This is a genomic window from Hoylesella timonensis 4401737 = DSM 22865 = JCM 15640 (assembly GCF_000455445.1).
In the GTDB taxonomy this organism is placed as follows: domain Bacteria; phylum Bacteroidota; class Bacteroidia; order Bacteroidales; family Bacteroidaceae; genus Prevotella; species Prevotella timonensis.
This window is the reverse complement of record NZ_HG417093.1, coordinates 247,706-264,396: the sequence shown is the minus strand read 5'-3', so window position 1 is coordinate 264,396 and position 16,691 is coordinate 247,706. Positions and strand designations below refer to the sequence as shown.

The 16,691-nt window shown below is 44.3% G+C and carries 12 protein-coding genes; 9 read left to right on the top strand and 3 right to left on the bottom strand.

The genetic code is table 11. The features are described from left to right. The first annotated feature begins 3 nt into the window (after positions 1-3). Positions 4-1,323, top strand: coding sequence for a site-specific integrase (locus BN35_RS05700; RefSeq protein ID WP_044071267.1), 1,320 nt, complete (start codon positions 4-6; stop codon positions 1,321-1,323). Positions 1,324-1,331: 8 nt separating this feature from the next. Beyond that, positions 1,332-1,799, top strand: a complete 468-nt coding sequence (locus BN35_RS05695) for a DUF1896 domain-containing protein (protein ID WP_044071265.1) — start codon at positions 1,332-1,334, stop codon at positions 1,797-1,799. 144 nt (positions 1,800-1,943) lie between these two features. On the opposite strand, the gene BN35_RS13690 is transcribed toward BN35_RS05695, so the two are convergent. Then, positions 1,944-2,159 (bottom strand): hypothetical protein, encoded by a 216-nt coding sequence (locus tag BN35_RS13690; RefSeq protein WP_159099998.1) that lies wholly within the window; start codon positions 2,157-2,159, stop codon positions 1,944-1,946. 337 nt (positions 2,160-2,496) lie between these two features. Here BN35_RS13690 and BN35_RS13115 point away from each other — a divergent pair, with 337 nt between their 5' ends. From BN35_RS13115 to BN35_RS05675, 4 genes are all read left to right on the top strand, one after another. Then, positions 2,497-2,766 (top strand): helix-turn-helix domain-containing protein, encoded by a 270-nt coding sequence (locus tag BN35_RS13115; RefSeq protein WP_004348461.1) that lies wholly within the window; start codon positions 2,497-2,499, stop codon positions 2,764-2,766. A gap of 20 nt (positions 2,767-2,786) precedes the next feature. Then, positions 2,787-3,101, top strand: a complete 315-nt coding sequence (locus BN35_RS05685; RefSeq protein WP_025072671.1) for a helix-turn-helix domain-containing protein — start codon at positions 2,787-2,789, stop codon at positions 3,099-3,101. Continuing rightward, positions 3,089-3,595: a DUF3408 domain-containing protein gene (locus BN35_RS05680; RefSeq protein ID WP_025072672.1), complete on the top strand. Its 507-nt coding sequence runs from the start codon at positions 3,089-3,091 to the stop codon at positions 3,593-3,595. Before BN35_RS05685 ends, BN35_RS05680 begins: the two co-directional genes overlap by 13 nt. 192 nt (positions 3,596-3,787) lie before the next feature. Beyond that, complete coding sequence (locus tag BN35_RS05675; protein WP_028901177.1) at positions 3,788-4,189, top strand: plasmid mobilization protein; 402 nt, start codon at positions 3,788-3,790, stop codon at positions 4,187-4,189. A 117-nt stretch (positions 4,190-4,306) separates the two neighbouring features. Here BN35_RS05675 and BN35_RS05670 read toward each other — a convergent pair whose 3' ends face one another. Further along, a complete protein-coding gene (locus tag BN35_RS05670) occupies positions 4,307-7,438 on the bottom strand; it encodes a C10 family peptidase (RefSeq protein ID WP_234396751.1) in 3,132 nt (1,043 codons plus the stop codon). Positions 7,439-7,554: 116 nt separating this feature from the next. Beyond that, entirely contained in the window at positions 7,555-8,763 is a 1,209-nt protein-coding gene (locus tag BN35_RS05665) for a T9SS type A sorting domain-containing protein (RefSeq protein ID WP_234396752.1), read from the bottom strand. 452 nt (positions 8,764-9,215) lie between these two features. Here BN35_RS05665 and BN35_RS05660 point away from each other — a divergent pair, with 452 nt between their 5' ends. From BN35_RS05660 to BN35_RS05650, 3 genes are all read left to right on the top strand, one after another. Next, a complete protein-coding gene (locus tag BN35_RS05660) occupies positions 9,216-9,929 on the top strand; it encodes an HmuY family protein (protein ID WP_028901176.1) in 714 nt (237 codons plus the stop codon). A gap of 225 nt (positions 9,930-10,154) precedes the next feature. Further along, positions 10,155-12,392, top strand: a complete 2,238-nt coding sequence (locus tag BN35_RS05655) for a TonB-dependent receptor (protein WP_025072676.1) — start codon at positions 10,155-10,157, stop codon at positions 12,390-12,392. Between the two features lie 15 nt (positions 12,393-12,407). Further along, positions 12,408-16,589: a cobaltochelatase subunit CobN gene (locus BN35_RS05650; protein ID WP_028901175.1), complete on the top strand. Its 4,182-nt coding sequence runs from the start codon at positions 12,408-12,410 to the stop codon at positions 16,587-16,589. Positions 16,590-16,691 lie beyond the last annotated feature (102 nt).

The following is a 16,691-nucleotide window of genomic DNA, read 5'->3' as shown; positions in this document are numbered from 1 at the left end:
ACAATGAAAAGTACATTTTCAATTCTATTCTATATAGACAGAAGCAAGACAAGCGAAAGGAATGAATGCATTATCCGCTGCCGTATCACCTGCAATGGTGCGTCTTCTTCATTCTCAACAGGTTTATACACCTCTCCCGATGATTGGCAATCAAAGAAAGGGCGCATAAAAGTGGTGGCAAACAGAGCGAATGCCGTCAATCTGCAACTGAACTCAATAGAAGACCAACTTCACGCACTCTATGAACTCACGTTAAGAGAAGAGAACTACATTACGGCTGAATACCTCAAAGAGCAGTACCAGCACCAAAACAAACCCACCCCGACACTCATAGAGATTTACCAATCCGTCTGTGAAAGCAAGGAGGCATTGCAGGGCAAGACGATAGGAAAGGCTACCGTCAGGGCTTTCAGGGACAGTAGGAAGAATTTTGCACTTTTTCTAAAAACAAGGGGAAATGGGGACTGTCTTCCCAAAGAGGCAGACAAGGACCTCATAGAACATTACCGCCTATTTATGCTGCGGGACTTGGGAAACAAGGAAAGCACTGTTTCCAATCGTCTGCGCCACCTGCATCAAGTCATCCGAAAAGCACTGCAAGAGCGATATATCCGTGAAGACCCTTTTGAGCAGATAGACATTGAAACGCCCACCTACGAGCGCAATGCCCTCACTTCTGACGATTTACACAAACTTCTCTCATATCGCCCACACCGCTCGGTGGACAACCATTGCAGGCTCATCTTCCTCTTGGGCTGTTTCACGGGGCTGGCATTCTCAGACTTGAAGAAACTCCGAATGGACGATGTTTACACATTCGGGGATGGGCGTAGGTACATATCGCTCTGTCGCACAAAGACACAGAACAGGAGCATTATTCCTTTATTGCCCATTGCCGAAGAGATACTCACCATTGTCAGCGACGGACGAAAGGAGGGTTTGCTCTTTCGTGAATTCCCCACGAATAGCCATTTCAACCGCAAGATAAGGGACATTATCATCAAGGCAGGACTCCCACCTCATACCGAAGCCACCTCGCATACGGCACGGCATACCTTTGCCACGACCATCTGTTTGGAGAACGGTTTGCCGATAGAAACCGTCAGTAAGATGCTCGGACACCGTTTCATTTCCACCACCGAACTTTACGCAAAGGTCAGCAAGAGTAAAATTGCCCGTGAGATGCAGCCACTCATGGGCGGCAATACCACAAGGGAACTGCGAAAGGCTTTGCGTGTCTGTCCACCAAGAAAGCCAAGCGGAGGACAAGTAACTTGTCCTTTGACCGCAAAGCAACCATCATTGAACATCAACGCTAAATAAAAATAAAAATGAAAGAGAACAACAAGCTGGAACTTTCTTACTTTCGATTGAAATTAAGAAGTTACATGAGTGAGCATCTCCCTGAGAAGTTGCAAGATACGGAGTTTATCACCACACGAGCAGACATGGCTCTCACTGCTTACTGCGATGCCGTGGCGCAAGGTTTCACTCACCCCGAAGCGGAAAGCATGGCAAGCGAGGTTTTGTATTATGGCTTGCATTTTTCCAAGTATGACACGCTTGTATCTGTATTGGAAAACGAGTTTGAAAGGAAACTGCCTGCATCGCTTCCTGAAAGACTCGCAACCATCTTGTTGTCGAATAAGGCTATTCAAGCCACATTCGACAAATTCGGTTTGACGGACACATTGGCTTCTGACGAGCAATACGGCCGTCTTTACACCGAACTCACAGGCACGGTAGTGCTGCTTACCAAGAGCAATCATTTGCCAATAATCGGTCAGACGGAGGGGTAAGCCCAAAGGCGTTGTAAGCAAAGGCACACGCAAAGTCCCTGATGCCGTTTCTTATCGTGCAAAGGTACAACGGCAGCCAATCTGCCCTGACAAGGTCAAGTCCTGCGGATGGAGAGAAGAATCTCCACCGCAGGATTTTTCTTTTCAAGTTGGTATTGCCATTTTCAATATTCGTGCGGTCGTATTCATCTCTCCCAACCTTGCAGGGCTGGGCTGCCGTAGAGAGTATAGGCACGACAAGAATACGGCATACTCAGGCTCTTTGGACGCAAGGCGTAACAGCCAACAATAGATAGGACTGACTATAATACGGACTATCTGTTGTTTGTACAATTTATTGTCATGACTATCTGTTGTCATGACTATCTGTTGTCAAAACTATATATCGTCAAAATAATCTATCGATAAAACTATCTATTGATAGTTCTACATATCGATTTGTCGAACTATCGAACTGTCGAGAGAATAATTGCTATGTGATAAAAGGAAAGAGCCGGCACCTCATCTCATTACCGCAATAACACAGATGGATCTCCTTTGGTCTTTTCTCTTGTTTTCTCTCTATTTCCCTGCTTATCCTCATTTCTTGCAGCGGTGCTTCCGAGGGTTTACTTTTGCACTCGATAAGTACGGCAATGGACTGCATAACAGTTTGTTTGCCGAGTAACAATAAAGTAATCAAAACAAAATCAAGGCAATGAAACTCATTATCATCGACCGCAAGGCGTGGGAGCGGCACTGCTCCGAATTTGCAGATTTTATCCACAGTATTGAACAGCTTATCGGCAATCCGCCCGAAACGGACGAATGGCTCGACAATGAAGCCGTATGCCGCAGGCTCGGCATCAGCAAACGCACCCTGCAATCCTATCGCGACACGGGTAAAATACCCTTCTCCATCATTGGGCATAAATGCTATTATAAGGAGAGCGACATCGCAGAGTTACTGAACGCAAACAATGAATGAACTCAAACAATGAATGAACTATGGAAGAGAATGAAATCATTACGCAGGAAGACCCTCAGATGCAGTTGTTTTCACAACTGATGGAAGGAATATTGAAGAAATTGGAGCGGTATTGCGCTACCGCCCGTCCGATGCTGGGCGGAGAGGTTTACCTCACTGGCGAGGAGGTTTGTAGCCAATTACGGTTCAGTACACGCACGCTCCAAGAGTACAGAAACTTAGGAACGCTTCCTTTCTACAAAATCGGAGGGAAGATACTTTACAAACAGAGCGACATACAAACAATGCTTGAAAGACATTATAACGCAATACCCAAGAAATTATGGCAAGAATAGATGAACAAAGGAAACAACGTCTGGAACAAGCCCTTCGAGATATGGGCAATTATGGCGTTAAACTCCGCAAGCCCGAAGAGTTGCCCGATTTTGACCAGCCCGTAGATTATGAAGAGGAAAAGAAAAGATTTGAGCCTGTTAAAGTTGAGGAACAAAATGACAAGGAGAGTCACAAGGACTATTCTCAACCGTCCTATCAAGAAACAGAGTTGTCACCAACGGAAAGGGCTACTTCTACCGAAGAGAATCATCAACGAATGGGAAAAACAAGGGAAAGGAAGCAATTATCCGAGTTTCAGGGGAAATATCTCCAGCCCTTTCGCAACAGCCACCGCAAAGCCGTGTATGTATCAGAGGAAACTCAACGAAAGTTGGACTTCGTGGTGAGGAAAATCGGTGAGCAGGGAGCAAGCGTTTCAGGCTATGTGGAGCAGGTGCTTCGAGAACATCTCAACCAATACAAAGATGATGTGGAAAGATGGCGGAAACTCTGAAGTACTGCATTCCTCGAATGCAAGCCTACGCTGAGTTACTGTATTCAGTGAATGCAGTAACACGGCATGGGCTTATAATCCCATTTTCTACATCAGCAAGGTGTGTCTTTGTACCACAAATTGCTATTTGTACCACAAAGACCCTTGCCCCGAAAGGGGATTAAATCACTCCAAAGTCGTGATTAGAAAGCAGTGAAGAAGCAAAAACAAAAGAAGCCAGACGGCAGATGTGCCACCTGCCCACGATGGGACAGATGGCACATCAGGATACCTAATTTCGAAGACCAGCAGAAACTTATCAGATTCTACCGCAAGTCGGGAGCAAAAACTAAAAGTGATTTTGTCCGAGCAAGGCTTCTTGGTGAAGCCTTTAAGATCATCACCCAAGACCCTGCAAAAGAGCCTTACTTGGAGAAACTCTCCGAAATCGTCACCATGACTCATAAGATAGGCGTGCTGTACAACGAAGTCGTGAACGTCCTCAATACTTATCATTCTGTAGCCACTTCTCAACAACTGCTCGGCAAACTTGAAACTTATTCCCAACTTCTTATCAGACTACAACAGCATGCACTGTTTCTGACAAAATTTTAATACAATTGGTTAAAATTAACAGAGCGTTTGTAAATCACCATCCCATTGTAAAAGCATGGGATGCCAGGTGTTGATGAAGGAGGGCTACCCCTCGCGTGTCACATCATGCTGCCCACGTCATTTAATCACCTTCTTTCCATTGACAACATACACACCTTTAGGCAAACGGGCGATGCCCTCTTTGCCCTCTCCAACTTTAACCCCTTGAAGGTTGTAGATGGCATACCGGGAAGCATTTTCCATTGTATGGGCAGGAATACCCAACTCTACGTCATCCAACACAACAGCCAGCGACCTCATGGCATTGTCGTCATTGTTATGATTAGGCACCACAAAAGCAGAGAAACACTCAACGGTTGGTGCTTGAGACAGCTCAAAGCAATTTGTTTCTGCATTATAGAGATAAGCCGAGGCTGGCTGATGTTGTTCAATCGTTCCAACAAAGTTATAATTGTCAGAGCCGAGAACACTCTTGGCTTGCTGATTTACTTCTACATCCTTGCCATGAATGGTCAGCATCATGTTTGCTGTTGCGTTATGAATGTGTTTTATTTCCAGAAGATAAGGACAATAAGCCTCTATATGCTGAGTTGTGTTAAAATAAAGTTTGTTCTCCTGCTCATGAACGAAATTATAAACATGAAACTCAGCGGGTTGGCCGTTTATCTTCATGTCATCGGGAACAAAAGGCAAAGAGACGGTAGTCCATGCGCTTCCTGCATCCTTACCATTGGCAACCAACGGACGCTGGCATGTAATTTCTCTTGCGGTAAAATTGCTCAACATCTTTATGGGCTGGTTGGTTTGTAAGGTTATCTTCGGCGCTTCATCACCCAAGATAACATTTTTATCTTTCAAGGTCTCGGGTACGGTGCTTGCTTCGCGTAGATAATATAGACAGTTGGGATTGTTGCTCGGTCTCAGCTTTGTATCTTTCTTCACGTTCAAGTCGCGCATGTCTACCGCTATGGCGTCCGTCAAGTCGATACTCTTTTCTGGTTCAAGAGCCACTGGCGTTCCATCTGACAGGTACTTCATCACGGCAGCTTTACATGTAATGGCGCCATTGCATATAGCCTTACCTTTTAGATAGATACCTTCGTATCCCAGTAATGTTACGATGTATCTTGTTCCAGGAATCAAGTTGTCGAAAGCAAACGGTAGTGTGATAGTCTTTCCTGCGGGAATGATGACATTTAGCTGTTTCATCTGTACATCTTGTTTCTCTCCAACTATCGCGATGAGCAAATCACGGTCGTAATCATCTGTTGCCGTATTTTTAACCTCAAACCGTCCTTCCATGTGGGTGCCGTACAGTTCATCCGCCTTTTTGCTACTGCCGTTTGTGCAGAATACCGATGCCGTTAATTTGGCGTCTGGCACGTTCTTTCCTTCTGCGACGTCCACCTCTCCTTTGCCTACGAAATCGATGTCACGATCTTGCATGCTGTCCCAAACGTTAATGCGATATTGCGTTTTCGGCTTTGCTACGTCGGGTTGAAAGCTCAAAGGTACTTCTATCGTTGCGCCAGGCGCTATGGATAAGCCCAATACCGAGCGTTTGTTGCCGAAAACAAAACTTAACGAGCCGGTAAAATCGGGACCGACATTCTTTATTTTCGCCATAGCCGTATAAGTTCTGCCCGTCTTGATGACTTTTGGCATGTCAATGGAAACCAATTTCAAGTCGATGGTTTGAGGGTTGATGATGGAAGCGTTCAACTGGGTTTCCGTAATATGTAAGTTGCATACCGACTTCTCCGCACCAGGGCAAAGTTGCCAGGTGTTTGACTTTTTGTCCTTGCACATAGGCAACAACTGATAGTCGCCTTTCAGTCCTGCGCCAAAGTTTTTCAAGATTGCCTTATAGAAAGTCCTTTTAGGGGTGATTGGCTCGTACGAGATAACATCGCTCTCATGCACCACCTTCATCAACTTACCGTCTTTATATAAGCCCACGCCCATTTGACCTTCAAAGGGCAACAGCATGTAATTGAACACCTCGTAAGACATACTGAGGCTTTTAAAACCTTGCTCAATTCTTTTTCTCGACATCTGGCTAAGTCCGCGCAAGTGCAGGTCTATTACCGTCATGGCGTCCAACTGCTCTTCACCTTCATTCGGCTTAACGCCTAAAATGGCACACTGGCTCAATGAATATCCGCCCTCAAACGATCCTATTCCTTGTTGGTCTGGATTGAGAACAGACAAGCGGAAATAACCATCAGACAAGCCGCTCCATCCCCAGTTGATGTGAAAGTAATCGCCCGACTCATATCCATCGCAAACGAATTCATGTCCACCTCCAGTTGGCGTTACACCACCATACAGAACGGGGCGACCTTCTTTCAATTCCTCGTAAATCATGTTGTTCCATGTCTTTGAGGTATATCCACTACGGTCGGCATAGCGTGCCGCCTTGCTGTATCCAAAATAGTGTGTCAGTGCGTATGGCAACTCAACGGCTACCGTTCCCGAGCCCCCTTGCTTGGCGGTGGCATAGTCCATTTCCGTGGAGACACCGCAATATTTCATCAATTTCGCCACAGCGTTTTTCTGCTCCCGATTGGCATTCTCGTCATACGTTCGTAGCATGTTTTTCCAGTCGAATGTCGTTTTGGGCAGCGTGTCCAAAACCTTTCCTATCTTCGGGCTCTTGTAGCCGGGTATCGTGTCGAGGGTTTCTCCTCGCGGGCATTGATGATAATACATCACTTGTGCCATGGCTGTTGCGACGCATCCTGTTACCGTTCGTTCAAAAGCTCCCATCGGGCAGGCGTCATTATAGGGTGCTCCTTGATTCCAACGTGTTTCGATGAGCGGACGAATGGAGCGTTTCACGCTTAGTCCCGCACGGGTTCCGGAAGTGGTTTTTAGGTTTTTTAACCGCAGACGGACAGCTGTTTTTATCTCGTGTTCATACAAACTGAGCAAGTCTTTCAATTGCACGGGAATGTTGTTTACGTCAAACTTTCCCGTATAGGCATATCCCAAGACAGCGTCGGTCCGATCATCTGCCGATGTGATGACAAAGCCTTGCCCGTTTCCATTGTTGAAAACATAATAAGCGTTGGGACACTGCATGACCATTTTCAACTGGTTGCGCTGAGATGTTGTACGAGTGCTTGTCGTTGATTGTTTTTGCTTCAAAAATCGCATGGCCAGCTTCATGGCCTCTTGCTTTCCGATGGGATTGGCATTGGCCAAGGTGGAAATGGCGATTAAAACGAATAATAGAGTTTTCTTCATTGTTGATTTCTTTTGCAAGCACATGAGCGTTGCTTGCGTAAGTATGGAAATAAAGTACGGCAAGGGGGTACAACTTCATTGCCATAAGTTCCCTTGCCATATACTGTCGCGATGTGTTAAGATTTTGAAAATTTGACAACTTTGCCTCCTATTTTGGCTATATATTCGCCAGCAGGCAGCGTGTTTAGGAAGATAGTCTTGTTGCCTCTTACCGCATGGGTTGCCACCAATTGTCCTGTTGCGCTGTACACGCAAACTTGCTCCGTGCCATTGTTTGTTGCCCCCTCAATGATTAGGCAGCCATTGCTAAAGCTAATGTTTGCTTGGTCATGGGTGATTTCTGCGATGCCATCCGTTTTCTTCTCTACTGCTGTGTTTTCTTCATAACTACATTCGGTATCATCCGTAGATTCGCTCATGGGAGCATGCTTAAAAGCCTTGTTGAGCGGAAGATGGTTGAAGTACAAACAGTTGCGCGGACCTAAGTAAAGGCGGTCTCCTTCTGATTGCGTCAAAGGAATGAACGTATGTGCAGCCTCGTACTGTTCGTCGCCTTCATCGCCATAGCTGAATGTGTAAGGGAAATCTGCTGTTCCTGTGTTCTTGATGTCTCCATTGTCATCGTACTCATACTTTAGCTCCATGGTTGTGCGATCCGTCGCTTCTTCTCCTGGAATATATTTCAAACCTACCATGCGGTCATCAATGTTGTTATCGTATTCAAACACTTCTTTCCATACATTGTTGCCGTTGCTCATCATAAAACTAAAGGTCTGCTCACGTCCCTTGTCATCATAAGCGATGGTGGTATGACGATCTGCGAAATCTTCCAGTTTCAGATTTTTCTCGTCAAACTGCACGTCATTGGTTTTAATCACGCGCATCTGCGCATCGTACACGTATGTAGAACGTACGTCTTCCATCAACACAAGGTTACCCTCTTTATTCGGTTTCAACGTATATCTGTGATAGGTCTTGATGAATCCATTGTCGTCACGATCGTAAACGTCGCGTCGGTCTATTCGCTGTCCGCCATCTGGCTTGACGGTATAGCGTGTTTCTTCTTTCAAATAGCCATTCGAATCATAAGCGAACTTGATGACTTCTGTTAGTTTATCATCTTCGGTAGATTCTACTTCTGTCAGAAAGCCATAGTCATCATATTTATATTTAAAGACTTCTGAACCTCCGAACGTACTCCATTGCGCAAGACGATGCGTGTGAACTTTTGGAATAGCTCTGTAATAATTGGGTGCTTTCTTACTTTGGGCGTTAACGCCTAAACACAATACTGCCAAAAGAGCAGGTAGTAAAAATTTTCTCATGTTAATTGTTATTTTGTAAAAGTTTAAATGAATTTCTATGATAGTACGCAAACCAAATGCGATACGCATATTTGAGTTATGGCGCCTTTTGTATTGCAAAAGTACGTCTTATCAATATAATGAGCAATACCTACTAATTGTGACGTTACTCAGGCATACCTATTTGTAGGTATAAATGTAAGTCTGTTAAGGTATTAGTTTGTTTATCAGGTTGTTAGCTTGTTCAACATGAAACTTATATAATAATTAATCTATGTCCTTTATGTTGTCACCTTATTTTAAGGCTCTTCATTTTTCTTCTACCTACAACTTGTTACTTCTCTAAAAAAAATCATTTTATTAGCTTATTGATAAGTGATAGAAATACATAAAAATAGGTATTTTGCATTTTTTTTCATTTTCGTACCTTTGCAACCAAATTTATAACACTCATTATTCAAACAATTATTAAAATGAAAAAAATGACTACCGCCCTGTTTTTGGGCCTTACAGCCATGGTCTTTACATGGACATCGTGTGACAAATCGGAGGATTTATCCCAAAAGAAAGAGAAAGAAGAACAAAGTGTGATTTGCAAGCATGCCGATATTTTGTTGCAAGAAAAACAAATGACCAACTACGACAAGTGGGTTTACATTGATTTGGAAAGTGGCAAGACTGAAACCCAGACAGATTATCGCACATGGGTGTATGGCATGATGAACCGGCAAACGGGCGAAATGGATCAGATTACCAAAGAGGTACCCGAGCGTGCTAATAACGAACCAAAGAAGTGGCACATCGCTTTCCACTTGTATGACCCCATGACCAATGGCGGTGAGGTGATGATTGCAGGTAAGGATACCACCTCTCTTGACCAAATCACTGAACTTCCCAAGGGTGGAACATGGACACCAGACAAGCCTGTATGGATTTTGGTAGATATGGCAGGTATGATGCAGATGCCTCCGACAATGGGATACAGCAAGGGATTTTCTAATCCTAATCTGCACAAGTATATGCGTCGTGCGGGGATGGGGCAATATGAAATGGCAAACAAAGGGCGCATCTTTATTGTAAAATTCAAGGATGGAAGTTTTGCAGCCATCAAGTTCACAGACATTACTGATGCGACAGGAAAGAAGAAACAAGTGTCATTCGACTACAAGTTTGTTAAAAAGAATTAAACCCTTGTGAAGATAACCACCTTTCATTCCGTTGGTAAGGGCATGAGAGGTGGCTTTTTTGCTTTATCAAGGCAGCAATCCAACAAACCGAACGCCCATCTTCGGAAAAGCGTTGTCACCTATACGTCTTTCACCGCAATATCGCTCACTTTATATTAAATAAGGTGAGAAACAAACAAACCATCAAAGGTAGGTAACCCTCATCTATTTTTTTTCATTATTTTCATGAACAAAATATTCTTGCTCTGCTTATTCGCAATACTCCAATTTGTCACGACCTCAGCCAAAGCCGACGCTGCATCCTCTCGCTATACCATTCGTGGAATGGTAACCGATGAATGCAACAGTCCACTACCAGGAGCACTCATTGCGGTTTCTGGCACTACCATTAAGCAAGGAACCAATAGCAAAGGCATGTTTGAAATCACGGTCAACGAAAATCGTAATTATGACATTACTGTTTCGTATGTAGGCTTTCAGCCCAAACATGTCATCGCACGCCCCGGTCAAAACGCCAGCATTACGCTGTTCCCCTCGCGCACCAACCTGAACGAAGTGGTTGTAACCGGCACCCGTAGTGACCGCCCATTAAAAGACATGCCTGTGCTGACACGAGTTATCTCACGGCGCGAAATAGAAACGATAAACGCCATAGACCTTACCACACTGCTGCAAACGGCATTACCGGGATTGCAATTCTCGTACAATGACATGTCACAAGCTACCGAAATCACTTACCAGGGTCTGGGCGGAAAGGCGGTACTCTTTTTGCTCGACGGTGAGAGAATCAGTGGAGAGGGTGGTGCCAACAACATAGATTACAGCAGGTTTAACGTAAACGACATTGAACGGATAGAGATAGTGCGCGGAGCTGCTGCCACCTTATACGACAGCAGAGCCATCGGGGGTGTTATCAACATCATTACACGCAAAGGTTTCCGTCCCGTTACCGCTCGCGTTTCCACCCGATATGCAGGGCGAAACGGTGAGATGTACTCGGTTTCGGCAGGTGTCAACCGTAAGAACTTTTCAGCACTCACCTCGTTCGGGTATCGCAAGCGTGAGTCGTATACCATTGCCGATAGTATAGGTAAGGTGCGTGAGACACGTTTGTCTAACGGGGTGGTTAAACGTGATACGCTGCCTGCTTACCAGTCTACCATTCACGGATACAGCATATTGGATGTCTCTCAAAAATTGTCATATGTGTTCAACGACCAGCTACGCGCAGATTTTCGGGGCTCGTACTATAACAACAGGCGTCCGAGCAATGAATACAAAAAACTGCATCAGGTTTACACGGATTTGACATTGAGCGGAAAACTGTCATACATACCATCCAGCAATCAGAACATAGAGCTGACCGTGATACGTGACGACTATCAGAAGACAAACGTGTTTGACAAGGTAGACCTGAAAGAACATGTGTACCGCAACATCAACACAACGGGAAGACTGTATTATTCGGGTACGTTAGGAAAACACACCATAAGCGCAGGTGTTGACTATGTTCGCGAAGACTTGAAACATTATTTCCTGCCAGACACCGCACAAATGCACACAAGTCAATTTTCTTGCTGTTTGCAGGAAGACTGGAAACCGTGGCAGCAACTGAACATCGTGGCGGGCGTGCGTGCCGACAAGGTTACAAGATATAAGCTGCACTTTACACCCAAACTATCAGTCATGTATCGCCCTTGGGCGTTTGTTACTGCCCGCGCAGGCTATTCACAAGGGTATCGTGCGCCAAACTTAAAAGAGTTGTATCAAGAATGGACCATGGGTGGACTTATACAAATGTATGGCAATCCTAACTTGAAACCTGAAGTGGGAAGCCAATTGTCCGCATCTGTCGAATATGATAAGAATGGGTTGAACCTTTCCCTGTCGTCTTACTATAATAATTATCTCAACAAGATAACTTATGCGTATGTTCATCCAGAAAAAAACATGGACATGAGATGGGAAAACGCCGACAGCGTTAGGACGTTTGGGGTGGAGGCGACGGCCAATTACAAGTTTGTCTGGGGGCTGCAACTTGCGGGAGCATACACCTATATTACCGATTATAATAAGAAAAATGGATATAACCTGTCATGGCTGCGTCCACATAGCGCCAAGTTAAGTGCCGTATATTCAAAGAAATGGGGAAAGACGACAGAAACATTGTCACTCTACACCAACTGGGTGTCGGCTCTCTCTACCTACACTTACAAAAGTAATAAAGATGAGCAGACAGGTAAAGTCGTTGAGAGTTTCACGCGAGAAGATTTTGATGCACGCACTATCTGTTCGCTCAACTTGCGCTCGCAGTTACCCCATGGCATTACTATCGGTGTCATGATTGATAATTTGCTGAACTATAAGGACAAAGCTGTTGATTCAGGATTACAATATCCACAAAATGGTCGTACTTATGTTGCTACGATTTCTATTAATATTGCAGATATGCTCAAGCTATAATCATATTAGAACATAATGAAAAAGAAAATTATCATTGCCGCTATTACAATAATAGTCATCATTTTGGCAACATGGGGTTGGAATCATTGGTTCTCACGTACCCGTATTGCATTTGTAAATTATCAAGCCATTGAACTTGCTCAAATTAGTCGCGCCAACGACAATGGAATGATTAAGATAGAAAATTTAAGTGCAGAAAATCTTGACGAGCTCAACAAGTACGACATGGTGTTTGTGCAAGCCATGGGGCTGAAACTTACTGGTGAACAGCGCAAGCTCATCACGACGGCTGCCCAAAAGGGGGCTCCCATACTAAGTACGATGATTACAACTCCCGAAAACGATTTTACGACCATTGACCAAGTTAGTGCTGACACCTTGCGGCTGTACCTGGGAAACGGTGGACGACAAAACTATCGTAATCTCGCCTTGTATGTACGCAAATACATTGATGCTAAAATCTTTAGGGCTCCAACACCGCAACCTGTGGTAGAACATATACTTGGGCTGTTGCATCATCGTCCGAAAACAGAGGATAAGGCTGCCGATGATTTGCAGTTTAACTCTGTAAAAGAATACAATGCTTACTTAAAAAAACAAGGGTTGTGGCACGAAGGCGCACCGGCAATAGTGGTCATGGGTCCGATGGGAGAACCTACCTCGTTGATTGAACGATTGGAACAAACAGGAAATAATGTTTATCCTGTTAACGACATTCGAAAATTTATAGACGAGGGACATGCTGACAGCATTCCTCTGCGTGCCGTTATCAATATGGCACATGGACGAGTTGGTGATAACTTGGTAGCTTTCTTGCAGCAAAAGAACATTCCCTTGTTCGCTCCGCTCAATGTAAACCAACCAGAGGAGGATTGGCGTAATGACAAACAGGGAATGATGGGGGGATTTTTATCGCAAAGCGTAACTATGCCAGAGATAGATGGAGCTATCCGTCCGTTTGCTCTTTTCGCTCATTATAAGGGAAAAGACGGTCTTGATTATGTGGATGCGATACCCGACAGATTGAACACTTTTGTGAAAACGGTAAACAATTATATTCGTTTGAAAAATATACCAAACAGCAAAAAACGTGTTGCCATTTATTATTACAAGGGGCCTGGCCAAAATGCCTTAACAGCAAGTGGTATGGACGTCTGCTCTTCATTGTTCAATTTGCTCACCACCATGAAGCAACAGGGGTATAACGTGCAAGGCCTTCCGTCATCTGCAGAGGGACTTGAAAAACTCATTCAACAACAAGGAGCGGTTTTGGGTACATATGCCAAAGGCACCATCGCTCATTTCATTCATACAGGGCATCCTGCACTGGTAAATAAAGAGGAATATGATAAATGGGTAAAGGCGTCTATTGTTGGTGAGAAATATAAGGAAGTAGTAAAGAAGAATGGAGAATTTCCCGGTAATTACTTAGCGACAGACAAAGGTGAATTGGCTATACCACGAATACAATTGGGCAATATTGTTCTCATGCCTCAACTCGCTGTTAGCACAGAGGGTAACTCCTTCAAGATTGTACACGGAACAGATGCGGCTCCCTCTCATGCTTTCATCGCATCTTATTTGTGGATGCAACATGCTTTTAAGGCTGATGTGTTGGTGCATTTTGGCACACATGGCAGCATGGAGTTTACGCCCAAAAAGCAAATTGCTTTGGGCAATGAGGACTGGTCCGATAGATTAGTGGGTTCAATTCCTCATATATATATATACACAGTTGGCAATGTTGGCGAGGGAGTCATCGCCAAACGCCGTTCGTATGCTTGCTTGCAAACCTATCTTACACAGCCTTATATGAAAAATGACGTACGCACTATGTACAAGGCATTATTGGATAAAATGGATGTGTATCATACTAAAGTTGCTAAAAAACTTCCTGGTATAACGGAAACAGCCTTGCAAGTGAAGGCGATGGTTGTAAAAATGGGCATTCACCGCGACTTGCAATTAGATGCGAACCTTAAGCGGCCGTACAATGAAGAGCAGATGCAACAGGTAGACAACTTTATTGAAGAATTGGCAACAGAAAAGATCGGTGGGCATTTGTACACGTTGGGAGTACCTTATGATACCCAAGGCTTGCACTCTACGGTTATGGCTATGTGTGCCGATCCTATTGCATATGCGCAATTCGCAGTAGACAAGCAAAAGGGGAGAGCGTCTGATGTCATGATGAAACAACGTTCTTTGTTCTTACAACGTTATCTTTACCCTGCTCAGAAGTTAGTAGATAAACTTCTTGCAAACCCTTCTCTTGGTAATCCAAAAATGGTGTGCCAAGTATTAGGTATCGCTCCTGCCGAATTGCAAAAAGCACATCATCTTTGCGAGGCTCTTAACGCGCCAACCAGTATGATGGCTATGATGCAAGGTATGAACAAAAAGTCACCGATGGCTAAAGGCATGAAAAAGAACATGAATTCAATGAAAGGAAATATGCCAAAAGGAATGGGAATGGGTGGCATGAGAATGCAAAAGCCTTCGTTCTCATCTCATGAAAAGGATTTCGCGTTTGCTGTCATAGAAGCCGAACGAACAATTATGAACGTGGCGAAATACCGCAAATTGCTGATACAAAGCCCCGCAATGGAATTGAAAAGCATTCTTAATGCAATGAATGGTGGCTACACATCACCTTCACCAGGTGGCGATCCTGTGACGAATCCCAACACATTGCCAACAGGGCGTAACATGTATAGCATTAATGCCGAAACAACTCCCAGCGAAGCTGCATGGGAACAAGGTAAACAACTGGCAGAAAACACCATTGCCCTGTATCGGCAACATCACCATGACAGCATTCCAAGAAAAGTGAGCTTTACGCTTTGGAGTAGTGAATTTATTGAAACACAAGGCGCATCTATTGCCCAGATTTTATACCTTTTGGGGGTAGAACCCGTTCGTGACTTCTTTGGACGCATATCAGACATCAAGCTTATTCCGTCAAAAGAGTTAGGACGTCCACGCATAGATGTAGTTGTACAGACCTCTGGACAGTTGCGAGACTTAGCCGCATCACGTTTATTCTTAATCAACAGGGCTGTCGAAATGGCCGCCGCTGCTCATGATGATAAGTATGAAAACATGGTAAGCGAGGGAGTAAAGGAGACCGAGCGAGTGCTGACAGAGAAAGGTGTTTCACCAAAAGAAGCACGAAGCATGGCTGCACGACGGGTGTTTGGCGGAGTAAATGGCAGTTATGGCACCAACATACAGTCGATGGTAATGAGTAGCGACCAATGGGAAAACCGTTTAGAGATAGCGAATACCTATCTTAATAATATGGGAGCTTTCTATGGTGATGACAAAGAGTGGGAGGATTTTAAACAATATGCCTTCGAAGCTGCTCTTACTCGTACAGATGTCATAGTTCAACCGCGACAAAGTAATTTATGGGGAGCATTAAGCTTAGACCATGTTTATGAGTTTATGGGCGGGCTCAACGTAGCCGTCACTAAGGCAACAGGCAAAGAGCCGGATGCTTACATTAGTGATATGCGCAATCATTACAATATGCGTATGCAAGATTTAAAAGAGGCGGTGGGCATAGAGAGCCGGACTACTATCTTCAATCCTGCTTACATCAAAGAGCATATCAAGAGCGGAAAAGAGGGTGCTGATGAGTTTGCCAAAACCATACAAAACACTTTTGGTTGGAACGTGATGCGTACCAACGTGATTGACCAACAGTTTTGGAATAAAATTTATCAAGTTTACATCAAAGACGAATATAAAGTAGGAATACAGAAGTATTTTGAACAAAAAAATCCTGCAGCTCTTGAAGAGATAACGGCCGTGATGCTGGAAGGCGCGCGCAAAGGAATGTGGAAACCTACGCGCGGACAAATAAGGACCTTGGCTTCGCGGCACATGGACTTAGTGAACCGCTTTAAACCCTCATGTTCAGGATTTGTGTGTAACAATAATAAACTCCGTCAGTTTATCGAGAAGGAGGGAGCGGACAATGCCGTTCAACAGCAACAATATCTCCGAAACATTAATCAGATAAGAGAGAAGGCTACTGATGGCAAACAGGGGATGACCATGAAGAAGGAAACTCTGTCCGACAACCAGAATACTACCTCTGACTCCGTAAACGGTACGGTTATCATCATTGTCGTACTTATTGCTATAATTGCTGTTGCACTCATTGTGCGCCGCAATCGTAAAATGCGATAAAAATGAAGAAAGGCTGTTTCTGAAAAATACCATCTTATGAGTAAATGTGATTATATGAGGGTACATCTTGATTTAAAAAACATGTTAAAAATTCATCATAGA

Coding starts and splice junctions, on each gene's coding strand:
- BN35_RS05700 (WP_044071267.1), top strand. CDS start 4: ATGAAAAGTACATTTTCAATTCTATTCTATATAGACAGAAGCAAGACA.
- BN35_RS05695 (WP_044071265.1), top strand. CDS start 1,332: ATGAAAGAGAACAACAAGCTGGAACTTTCTTACTTTCGATTGAAATTA.
- BN35_RS13690 (WP_159099998.1), bottom strand. CDS start 2,159: ATGACAACAGATAGTCATGACAATAAATTGTACAAACAACAGATAGTC.
- BN35_RS13115 (WP_004348461.1), top strand. CDS start 2,497: ATGAAACTCATTATCATCGACCGCAAGGCGTGGGAGCGGCACTGCTCC.
- BN35_RS05685 (WP_025072671.1), top strand. CDS start 2,787: ATGGAAGAGAATGAAATCATTACGCAGGAAGACCCTCAGATGCAGTTG.
- BN35_RS05680 (WP_025072672.1), top strand. CDS start 3,089: ATGGCAAGAATAGATGAACAAAGGAAACAACGTCTGGAACAAGCCCTT.
- BN35_RS05670 (WP_234396751.1), bottom strand. CDS start 7,438: ATGAAGAAAACTCTATTATTCGTTTTAATCGCCATTTCCACCTTGGCC.
- BN35_RS05665 (WP_234396752.1), bottom strand. CDS start 8,763: ATGAGAAAATTTTTACTACCTGCTCTTTTGGCAGTATTGTGTTTAGGC.
- BN35_RS05660 (WP_028901176.1), top strand. CDS start 9,216: ATGAAAAAAATGACTACCGCCCTGTTTTTGGGCCTTACAGCCATGGTC.
- BN35_RS05655 (WP_025072676.1), top strand. CDS start 10,155: ATGAACAAAATATTCTTGCTCTGCTTATTCGCAATACTCCAATTTGTC.
- BN35_RS05650 (WP_028901175.1), top strand. CDS start 12,408: ATGAAAAAGAAAATTATCATTGCCGCTATTACAATAATAGTCATCATT.